The organism is Streptomyces sp. NPDC048331, assembly GCF_043201215.1.
Classification (GTDB): Bacteria; Actinomycetota; Actinomycetes; order Streptomycetales; family Streptomycetaceae; genus Streptomyces.
In genome coordinates, this window is sequence record NZ_JBICYT010000094.1 from 1 (window position 1) to 4,346 (window position 4,346).

At 72.9% G+C, this 4,346-nt stretch carries 1 protein-coding gene; it reads left to right on the forward strand.

From position 1 onward, the window contains the following. The coding region (locus ACGFYY_RS42220; protein WP_393717940.1) for a beta-ketoacyl synthase N-terminal-like domain-containing protein at positions 1 to 4,346 on the forward strand (4,346 nt) is incomplete at both ends.

Genomic DNA, 4,346 nt, shown 5'->3' on the forward strand with positions numbered 1-4,346 from the left:
GGACAAGCCAACTACGCCGCCGCCAACTCCTTCCTCGACGCCCTCGCCCAACACCGCCACACCCACGACCTCCCCGCCCAATCACTCGCCTGGGGACCGTGGGACCTGAGCAACGCGATGCTGGAACGGGTGGGCCGCACGGACCTGGTACGCATCGCCACGTCCGGCATCGAGCCGATGACTCCGGCGCAGGGGCTCGCCCTCTTCGACGCGTCGCTGTCCGGGACGGACGCGGCCCTGGTGCCGACCAAGTGGCAGTTCCAGCAGCTGCGGTCGCGGGCGGACTCGGGTGCGCTGCCGCACCTGCTGCGCGGGCTGGTGGGCGGCGTGACGCGTCGGGCCGCTGTCGGCGGTGCGGCGGCCGGGGGCGACTCCGCGTTGCGCGACCGGCTGGCCGGGCTGTCCGCGGACGCGGCCAAGGACGCGCTGGGCGAATTGGTCCGGACGCACTGCGCGGCGGTTCTCGGGCACGCGGGGCCGGATGCCATCGCGCCGCACGCTCCCTTCAAGGAGCTCGGCTTCGACTCGCTGACGGCGGTGGACCTCCGCAACCGGCTGAACGCCGCCACCGGACTGAGCCTGCCGTCCACCCTGGTCTTCGACCACCCCAGTCCGGAACGGCTCGCCGAACGACTGGCTCAGGATCTGCTGCACCTGCGCCAGGCGGCCCCGACAGCCCTCGCGGTGCCGGCAGCCGACGACGAACCCATCGCGATCATCGGCATGTCCTGCCGGTTCCCGGGCTCCGTGAACGACCCCGACGACCTGTGGCGGCTCGTCTCCTCCGGCGCGGACGGGATGTCGCCCTTCCCCGAGGACCGTGGCTGGGACGTCGACGAGGACGCCCTCGGCGCAGGGTACCGGCGTGAGGGTGGCTTCATCTCCGGGGCGACGCTGTTCGACCCCGCGTTCTTCGGGATCAGCCCCCGCGAGGCCCTCGCCATGGACCCCCAGCAGCGACTCCTGCTGGAGACCACCTGGGAGGCCGTCGAGCGGGCCGGGATCGACCCCACCACCCTGCGCGGCAGCTCCGGCGGCGTGTTCGTCGGCGGCGCCTCGTCGGGGTACGCCTCGGGAGTCGACACGGCTCGTGAGGGCATCGAGGGGCATGTGATCACAGGCCTGTCGACCAGCATCCTGTCCGGCCGTCTCGCCTACACGTTGGGGCTGGAGGGTCCGGCGGTGACGGTGGACACCGCCTGCTCGTCCTCGCTCGTCGCCCTGCACTGGGCCGTCCAGGCACTGCGCTCCGGCGAGTGCGACTACGCCCTCGCCGGCGGTGTCACGGTGCTGACCAGCCCGGCGATCTTCAAGGAGTTCGGGGTGCAGGGCGGGCTCGCGCCCGACGCACGCTGCAAGGCCTTCTCGGACGCCGCCGACGGCACCGGATTCTCCGAGGGCGTCGGCATGCTCATGGTCGAGCGACTGTCCGACGCCCGTCGCAACGGACACCACGTCCTGGCCGTCGTACGAGGAACCGCCATCAACCAGGACGGCGCCAGCAACGGACTCACCGCACCCAACGGCCCCTCCCAGCAGCGCGTCATCCAGCAAGCCCTCGCCAACGCCAGGCTCACCCCCGCCGACGTCGACGCCGTCGAAGCCCACGGCACCGGCACCAAGCTGGGCGACCCCATCGAAGCCCAGGCACTCCTGGCCACCTACGGCCAGGACCGCCCCGAGAACCGCCCCCTGTGGCTCGGATCCGTCAAGTCGAACATCGGCCACACCCAGGCCGCCGCCGGCGTGGCCGGGCTGATCAAGTCCGTGCAGGCGATGCGCCACGGCATCCTGCCCATGACCCTGCACGTCGACGAGCCGACCTCCCACGTCGACTGGACCGCCGGCGCCGTCGAACTCCTCACCGAGAACCGGCCGTGGGAGACCACCGAGGGCCGCCCGCGCCGAGCCGGGATCTCCTCCTTCGGTATCAGCGGGACGAACGCCCACGTCATCGTCGAAGAGGCGCCCGCCGTCACGGCCGAGGCCGCTGCGGCGGAGGCCGCCGAGGCGCCGCGGGGCGCGCTGCCGCTGTTGGTCTCCGGCCGTACCGAAGGGGCCCTGCGCGAGCAGGCCCGGCGTTGGGCCTCCTGGATGGACGACAACCCGGACGTGCCGCTGGCCGACGTGACCCTGACCGCGGCACGGCACCGTGCGCACTTCGAGCACCGGGCGAGCGTGCTCGCCTCGAACCTCGCCGAGGCCGCGGCGAGCCTGCGGGCACTGGCCGAGGGACGGGCGGACGCCGGCGTGTTCACCGGGCAGGCCCGACCGAGCGGCAAGATCGTCTTCGTGTTCCCGGGGCAGGGTTCACAGTGGCTGGGCATGGGTCGCACCCTGCTCGCCGAGAGCCCCGCGTTCGCCGAGGCCGTCCAGGCCTGCGACGCAGCGCTGAGGCCGCTGACCGGCTGGTCGGTGGCGGAGCTGCTGCGGACGGGGACGGACGGTCCCGAACTCCCCTTGGACCGTATCGATGTGGCACAGCCCGCGCTGTTCACCATGGCCATGGGCCTCGCGGCGGCGTGGCGGGCACTGGGCCTCGAGCCCTCGGCAGTCGTCGGACACAGTCAGGGTGAGGTGGCCGCCGCCGTGGTGGCGGGTTCGCTCACGCTGGAAGAAGGGGCCCGTGCGATCGCCCTGCGCAGCCAGGCGCTGCGCGACGTCGCCGGGGTCGGCGAGATGGGCTTCGTCGAGCTGCCCGTGGACGAGGTGCTGGCGCGCATGGCCCCGTACGGGGACGCGCTGTCGATCGCCGCGGTCAACACCGCGCGCTCCGTGGTCGTCTCCGGCGATGGTGACGCGCTGACCGAGCTGCTGTTCGAACTCGACGACGACGACGTGATGTGCGGCAAGCTGGGCGCCCCGGTCGCGTCGCACAGTCACTTCATGGACGCCCTGCTTCCGGGGCTGCGGGAGGGCTTGTCGACGCTGGCTCCGCGCACCGGCCGGATCGCCTTCTACTCGACGGTCACCGGTGAGCGCGCGGACGGCGCCGAGCTGGACGCCGAGTACTGGTGCCGCAACCTGCGCGAGCCGGTTCGACTCGACCTCGCTCAGCAGCGGATGTTGGAGGACGGGCACACCGTTTTCGTGGAGATCTCCGCCCACCCGGTCCTGTCGATGCCGCTGACGGACGGGAGCGCGGAGCGCGACGGCATCGTCGTCGGCTCCCTCGCCCGGGACCACGGCGGAGTGTCGCAGCTGCTGCGCTCGCTGGGACAGCTGTACGTACAGGGGCACCGTGTCGACTGGGCCGAGGCGCTGGGCGGGATGCCTGGTGCGCTGGTGCAGCTGCCCACCTACGCTTTCCGGCGCAAGCACTACTGGGTCGCCTCCGCGCGTGCGGCCGGTGACGTCCGAGCCGTCGGCCTCGTGGACGCGGAGCATCCGTTGCTGGGGGCGATGGTCGCGTCCCCGGACTCCGGCGCCGTGGTCCTCACGGGCCGGATCTCCTCGGCGGACCAGCCGTGGCTGCGGGACCACCGCGTGCTCGGTTCGGTGGTGCTTCCGGGTTCCGCGTACGTGGACATGCTCACGCAGGCCGGCGATCTGGCCGGCTGCGACACCCTCGCCGAACTGACGCTGCTGGCCCCGCTCGTGGTCCCCGAAACGGGCGGTGTCCAGCTCCACGTCCGTGTGGACGCTCCCGACGACGCGGGCAACCGGCGGGTGCAGGTGCATTCCCGCCCGGAGTCCGGTGCCCAGGCCGACTGGAACCACCACGCCACGGCCCTGCTCGGCAGCCGTGAGGCCGCTCCCGGATTCGATCTGGCCGTCTGGCCGCCGCAGGACGCGCAGCCGCTCGACCTGGGGCAGTTCTACGACGACGCCGACGCGAGCGGTGTCGCCTACGGTCCCGCGTTCCAGGGGCTGCGTACCGCCTGGACGGACGCGGACTCCGTCGTCTACGCGGAGGTCCGGATCCCGGAGGAGGTGGCGGGTGCGGGGAACAGCGGGTTCACGCTGCACCCCGCCCTGCTCGAGGCCGTGTTCCAGGCACATCTGCTGGGCGGCGAGGACGGTGAGAAGCCGCAGCGGCCGGTGCTGCCCACGGAGCTGCGCGGTGTCGCGCTCCACGCCCAGGGCGCCACGGAGCTCAGGGTGCGGCTGGCCCCGGCGGCCGGAGGGGCCGTGTCGGTGCAGATGGCCGACGGCGCCGGGCGCCCGGTCGCGGTGATCGGTCAGCTCCGCTTCGGAACCGTCCCGGCCGACTGGATCGCGTCCCGGCCCTCCGCCCCGCATCAGGGCCTGTACCGGACGGTGTGGGGGGCCTCCCGATCCACGGGCACGACCTCGCTCGGCACCGTCGCCGCCCTCGGTGCCGACGCCGCCCGCTTCACCACCGA